Below are 6,009 nucleotides of genomic sequence, written 5' to 3'. Positions count from 1 at the left end.
CCCGGACGATCGATGTGGCACGGGGTGTGCTGGGCACCGAAGCATATGCCGCGGCGGAGAAGCAGGGTATACTGCTGCGTCCGGAATCGCAGGAAGTGCAGCGACTGGCACTGGGTATCCTGCCACTGCCGAAAACGGCGGACGAGCATCCGCCCCGCACCGCCGGACCGTCGCACTGGAGCCGGTTGACGGCGACCGAGCAAGAGGTCGCGATCTTGGCGGCCGCGGGTTGGACGAATGCCGGAATCGCCCTTCGTCGGGGAATCTCCTCCAGAACCGTCGACGCGCAGATCGCCGCAGTCCTCCACAAACTCACGATCACTTCGCGCAAGGACGTCATCGCATTCGTCCCCAACCACCAGATCGACCGGGTCCGCGACGAAGCGGCGAAACGACCTCGTCCAAGCCGTGAGCGTTGAGGGCCTCCGCGGCACAGGGTGGCAGCTCCGATCCGGCCGGGGATTGCTCACTCGCGTCATCAGGCGGGCGATGGCGTCGGCCACCTGGCCAGGCTGCTCGAGTATTACCGAGTGGCCGGCGCCCTCGACTATCACAAGGTCGGAGTGCTCGACGGCCGCGGCTATCGCGACCGAATACGACGGTGGCGTGATCACATCGCCGGAGCCGCACAGCACCAGCGTGGGGATTCGCGAAAGAACCGCGAGCGCGTCGGTCCGGTCGTAGACAATGAAGTCGCTCAGGAAGCTCGCCATCGTGACGATCGGCGTCTCGTTGCGCATCGCGTTGGCCAGCGCCAGCACCTGCGGGCTGACCTGGCGATCGCCGAACTCGGCGGTACGTATGACAGGGGCGAAAAGTTTGCACGTCATGATTTTTGCCCGGTGCATCACGCCGGGGGCGCAGCGAACGGACGCTTGGAACGCGGAAACGACCGGGCTACGCAGGAGCTGACCGACGCCTCCGTCGGCGAGCCCGCTCGCGGCGGTCGCCAGGAGCGCGACGCCCACGATGCGAGTGCCGATCTCGTGAGACTGCCGTGCAGCGTAGGTCAGCACGGTCATGCCGCCCATCGAGTGGCCGACGAGGACGACCGGTTCGGTGGGAGCAACCGCGTCGAGAACATCCTGCAGATCGCGGCCGAGCTGCTCGAGATTATAGGTCGTCCGGGAAGCCGTGGCGGAGTCGCCGTGTCCGCGATGGTCGTAGCAGATTACGCGGGCGTCCGGAAATCGGTGCAGCAGCGCATCGCGGACGTAGGTCCAGGACTCGGTGCGCAGGCAATGACCGTGCAGGAGGACGACGGTACGAACGGCATTACGCGGCCCGTACTCACGGACCGCCAGGGCGACGCCGTCTCTGGTCGAGACCGTGGCGCGCCGTTCCACCACGGCGCGGATGATGGCGCAGGTCGACACACTCGGCTCCGGTTCGCGGTCGGAAATGTGTTGAACTCTCCTCCTTGTCTGCCACCGGCACCGAGCTTCGAGAGCAACGTTCATTACCAAGGCAGGGCCGATCATCACGTGGTCATCTCCGTGCTGTGGGCCGGGCCCGGCCGCACGCCCGGATGGTCCGGTGATGCGACCGTCGACTCACCACCCCGCCGCGCTCGTCTTCGTGGACGACGGCCGCGGCGAGCGCGAACAGGATCTCGTGCAGGAACATCGGTGACATGGATGTGTTCGTCATATGCCCCTGCAAGGTAAGCACCTTGCGCACCGCGGCGCGGCGGCATTCCTGGATCAGATCCACAAACGCCGGTGGGAGCAGTCCACTCGATGATGTTTCGTGGAACACGGTGGCCGGCTCGTGGCCGAGTGGCCTGGCGGCAGCCCGCAAGGCGTCGTCTCCTGCGTCGCGATCGTGGACCAGGTCATCGCGCAAGTGCCCATAGGCAAGAGGTAGCAGTGCAATCATCCGGGAAACCTGTTCTGCACCGATGAACATCGACTTGTGAGTTCCTGAGCCGGTGGCATTCGCGTCGCCTGCCGGTGCAGGCGACCCCATTGTCGTTCTACCGACGGCGTTGTCGAGGGCTGGGCTCAGGTTGACAGCGTTGTCACCGTACTCACCATGCGTGTGCGGTGACTCGAGTCAGTTTCATCGAATACGTACCGGGCACGCATCGGCAGATACCTATCATGGCTGCGCAATCGCCTACCTACGGTGGTGCGATCGACGACTGCAGGCCGGACCCGGCTCCCTGTGTCGACAAGTGTGGTTGGGAACGCCTCTCCACGATCGGCGAGCATGGGATCGCCGGTATCCGCTGATCGACTCCGAACAGGGGCCGACGGCGCCCAGCCCGGCGTCGACCACTGCGCCCATGGTGTCGTCGTAGTAGGGGAAGTGAACCGTCACGGATTTGGGACCGCCTACGGCACCGCTGTGCGTGATGCCCTGGTCGAGGCGCCGCAGGTCGCCGTGGTCGACGACAGCATCGGCAGGGTGATCATCGACGGGCCGGGTCCGTGTTTCTGCGCGGGCGGCGACCTCGACGAGTTCGGGCACGCCCCGGATCACGCGACGGCCCATTTCGTCCGGACCCGTGGTGGCGCGGCTGGCGCATCGCATACGGGTCGACGTGCACGGGCAGTGCGTCGGCGCGGGTATCGAGGTACCCGCCTTCGCACATCGGATCGTCGCCGCTCCCGGCACCGTGTTCCGGCTCCCCGAGGTGGGCATGGGCCCGATTCCCGGGGCGGGTGGCACAGTCAGCGTCCCCCGCCGTATCGGCCGCCGGCGGGCGTTGCACCTGTTCGTGACCGGCGCGGAGGTGGATGCCCGGCGCGCACTCGAGTGGGGGCCCGTAGACGAGGTCGCCGACCACGCGTAGTTCTTGTCGACGGATTCCGCGTCTGCGCGGGCTCTCGACCGCGTTCCCATGAAGCGCTTTATGTCATGATAAATTAGCGCTATCGTGACGTGGGAAACACCTTGGACCAGCGAACGACAGCAGGTAGGAGCGGTCGGTGGCGAGTATCGGATTGAGCGCATACGGCATGACGGCGGCCACACTCGTCGAACTCGCCGTGTCCGCAGACGCGCTCGGATTCGATGCGCTGTGGATCGGCGAGCATCTGCTGCGGCCGGTCACGCAGACAGGCGAGCACCCCTCGACCGGCACGACCCAGCACCACAAGGGCCCGCTCATCGACACCGATACGGAGTTGACCGATCCCCTGGTCGTGCACGCCGCCGTCGCGGCGCGCACCGAGCGGATCAAGATGGGCACCTCGGTCTATCTCGCACCACTGCGCCATCCCCTGCACACAGCGCGCAGCACCATCACGGTCCAGGAACTCAGCGGCGGACGGCTGCTGCTCGGCGTCGGGGTCGGCTGGCAGCAGGAGGAGTTCGCCGCCTTCGACGTACCGTTCCGCACACGGGTCTCCCGCACCGAGGAGTGCGTCGAGATCCTGCGAGCCGCCTGGTCGGGCGCCGAGTTCGCGCACAGCGGCAAGCACTTCCGCTTCGACGCGGTGCAGGTGCATCCACGCCAGGTGGAGATCCCCGTGATCATGGGCGGAAACGCGCCCCTGGCGCTGGCCAGGGCCGCACGCCTCGGTGACGGCTGGTTCACCTCGGGCACCCCGGACTTCGCCGAAGCGCGGCGCTTGGTTGCCGAGATCCACGAGCAGCGTGAGGTACAGCGACGCACGGGCCCGTTCACGACGTATGTGCGCGCACCGAAGGCGGACGTGGCCGAATTGCGGCGCTACGAGGATGGCGGCTTGACCGATCTGGTGCTGTGGGCCGATAACGTCTGGCGCGGGCGCACGCTCGAGGAGCGACGCGACAATCTCGCCGCGTTCGCGGCGGACGCCGGTCTCACGCCGGTGGCCGTGTCGCGAGGCGGTGCGCTAGCGTGATGGAATTCGTTCGCGAACATCCGATTACACCACGAGATCGGGGGTGACACCGTGGGCAAGGTGAAGGTGCGCGCGACCGAGGGACAGCCCGCACGCAACGGCGCGACGGGCACGGGCCGTGGCACCGTGAACGAACGCGGGGCGGGCCCCAACGGCGGTGAGGTGTCGCTGCTGCGACCACTCAAGGCCGCCGAGTCGGTCGCGCGCACCATTGTCGGCGAGATCCAGGACCAGCAGTTGCCGCCCGGGTCGAGCCTGCCCTCTGAAGCGGCGATGCTGGAGAAGTACAGAGTGAGCAGGGAGTCGCTGCGAGAAGGTCTGCGTCTGCTCGAGGTGCAGGGCATGATCACCATCCGCCGCGGACCCGGCGGCGGGCCGATCGTCGGGTCGGTGGATGCCGCGCACCTCGGCCGGGTCTCGGCCCTGTTCTACAACATGGACGGCGCCAGCTACGAAGAATTGCTGGACGCCTGGGTGTGGGCCGAGGCCGAGCTGGCCGAGCGAGCCGCGCGCTATCCGGACGCGAAGATCAGGGCCGCGCGCATGAAGCCGTTCCAGCACGAGCACGACGACACCCCGGAGGGGTTGGGCAGCTACTTGGAGCGGCACGCGGGATTCCATCACGTCGTCGCGAGCTTGGCGGGCAATCGTGTCCTGGCATTGAGCCTGCAGACCTACGGCCAGATCGTGGCCCACCACGTGGCGGTCCTGGCCGATCCACGACAGCTACGCGACATCCTCGTCGACGACCATCTGCAGATCGCCGAAGCGATCACGCTCGGCCGTCCACGGCAGGCGCGCGAGCTCATGACAAGCCATCTGCGTGGCGTCGTCGAGTATTGCCGTGCACGCCTGACGGTCCCGCTCGATTCACCGGTGGAGTGGTTGTAGCCTGATCCGTCGACCTCGAGAGCCGGTAGCGCCTCCGCGCTGCCGGCTTTTTCGGGCTGGTCAACACCAGTTTCCCGCTATCAAACCCGACCAGAGCAAACTGAGTGCAACTCCACCGTATTGCTCATGATAAATTTGGCGCGATTGCTTGACTTCCGAGTTCATCATGAGCAATATGGTGATCAGGCGAGAGCGAGTGACACCAGTCACAACCATCCGCCAGGTCGATACCCTCACACGACCCCAGAGGGACACCTCCACCGCATGAGTAGCTACCCGGACGATCCGGCGTAGCCGATACACCCATGCCGATTGAGCGCAGGAGGCGCATATGAAGCGGTTGGAAGGCAAGGTCGCTTTCATCACCGGAGCTGCCCGCGGCCAGGGCCGCACCCACGCGGTGCGGCTGGCACAGGACGGCGCCGACATCGTCGCGGTCGACCTGTGCAAGCAGCAGTCGACCCTGGACTACTCGCAGGGCACTCCCGAAGACCTCGCCGAAACCGTCGCACTGGTCGAAAATGAAGGTAGCCGCATCATTGCCCGCGCTGCCGATGTTCGCGACCTCGCCACCCTGCAGGAGGTCGCCGACGAGGCGCTGACCGAGTTCGGCCGGATCGACATCCTGGTGTCGAACGCAGGCATCTCGAACCAAGGGCAGGTCGTCGGTCTCACCGATCAGCAGTGGACCGACATCATCGACACCAACCTGATCGGCGCCTGGCACGCCTGCCGCGCAGTACTGCCGTCGATGATCGAACGCGGCGAGGGCGGCTCGATCGTCTTCGTCAGCTCCACCGTCGGCCTGCGCGGCGCGCCGGGGCAGTCGCACTACGCCGCCTCCAAGCACGGCATCCAGGGCCTGATGCTCTCGCTGGCCAACGAGGTGGGCCCGCACAACATCCGCGTGAATTCGGTGAACCCGGGCGCGGTGAACACCCCGATGGCCATCAACGAGAGCCTGCTGCGGATGTTCCTTCCGCATCTGGAGAATCCCACCCCCGAAGACGCCGCCGAACTGTTCGCGGAGCTGACCCTGCTGCCCATCCCCTGGGTCGAACCCGAGGACGTCAGCAATGCCGTGGCCTGGCTGGTCTCCGACGAAGCCCGCTTCATCCACGGCGTGGCGATCCCGGTCGACGGCGGTCAGCTCGCCCGGTCCTAGACCGGTATCGGCCCACGCGGCCCAGAGGAGTCTCAATGAAGTTGTCAAGCCGTGAGCGCGACCGGCGGAGCGGGGGTGAATACCCGATCGTCGCGAAGCAACGCCCACAACACCGAGACC

Annotated in this window: 5 protein-coding genes and 2 pseudogenes; 5 read left to right on the top strand and 2 right to left on the bottom strand. The window is 66.5% G+C overall.

Going from position 1 to position 6,009, the window contains the following annotated elements; translation table 11 throughout:
- Window positions 1-14: 14 nt before the first annotated feature.
- Window positions 15-419: a helix-turn-helix transcriptional regulator gene (locus ABZV91_RS31965; RefSeq protein WP_355249447.1), complete on the top strand. Its 405-nt coding sequence runs from the start codon at window positions 15-17 to the stop codon at window positions 417-419.
- Window positions 420-470: 51 nt separating this feature from the next.
- On the opposite strand, the pseudogene ABZV91_RS31960 reads toward ABZV91_RS31965, so the two are convergent.
- Together ABZV91_RS31960 and ABZV91_RS31955 are read right to left on the bottom strand one after the other, a co-directional pair.
- A pseudogene (locus ABZV91_RS31960) lies at window positions 471-1,376 on the bottom strand (alpha/beta hydrolase); the annotation flags it as partial.
- A gap of 112 nt (window positions 1,377-1,488) precedes the next feature.
- A complete protein-coding gene (locus ABZV91_RS31955; RefSeq protein WP_355249446.1) occupies window positions 1,489-1,908 on the bottom strand; it encodes a hypothetical protein in 420 nt (139 codons plus the stop codon).
- A 426-nt stretch (window positions 1,909-2,334) separates the two neighbouring features.
- Between ABZV91_RS31955 and ABZV91_RS31950 the strand changes: the two are divergent.
- The 4 genes and pseudogenes from ABZV91_RS31950 to ABZV91_RS31935 form a co-directional block, all read left to right on the top strand.
- A pseudogene (locus ABZV91_RS31950) lies at window positions 2,335-2,797 on the top strand (enoyl-CoA hydratase/isomerase family protein); the annotation flags it as partial.
- A 136-nt stretch (window positions 2,798-2,933) separates the two neighbouring features.
- Entirely contained in the window at window positions 2,934-3,833 is a 900-nt protein-coding gene (locus ABZV91_RS31945) for a TIGR03619 family F420-dependent LLM class oxidoreductase (RefSeq protein ID WP_355249445.1), read from the top strand.
- A 51-nt stretch (window positions 3,834-3,884) separates the two neighbouring features.
- A complete protein-coding gene (locus tag ABZV91_RS31940; RefSeq protein WP_355249444.1) occupies window positions 3,885-4,724 on the top strand; it encodes a GntR family transcriptional regulator in 840 nt (279 codons plus the stop codon).
- A gap of 331 nt (window positions 4,725-5,055) precedes the next feature.
- A complete protein-coding gene (locus ABZV91_RS31935; protein ID WP_355249443.1) occupies window positions 5,056-5,889 on the top strand; it encodes a mycofactocin-coupled SDR family oxidoreductase in 834 nt (277 codons plus the stop codon).
- Window positions 5,890-6,009: the final 120 nt, after the last annotated feature.

Source organism: Nocardia sp. NPDC004568, from assembly GCF_040609955.1.
Classification (GTDB): Bacteria; Actinomycetota; Actinomycetes; order Mycobacteriales; family Mycobacteriaceae; genus Nocardia.
Note: the sequence above shows the minus strand (reverse complement) of the source record. Positions and strands in the feature narration are given on the sequence as shown.

Bases quoted from the DNA above. Each gene is read 5' to 3' on its own strand.
- ABZV91_RS31955 (WP_355249446.1), bottom strand. From the start codon at position 1,908: ATGTTCATCGGTGCAGAACAGGTTTCCCGGATGATTGCACTGCTACCT.
- ABZV91_RS31935 (WP_355249443.1), top strand. From the start codon at position 5,056: ATGAAGCGGTTGGAAGGCAAGGTCGCTTTCATCACCGGAGCTGCCCGC.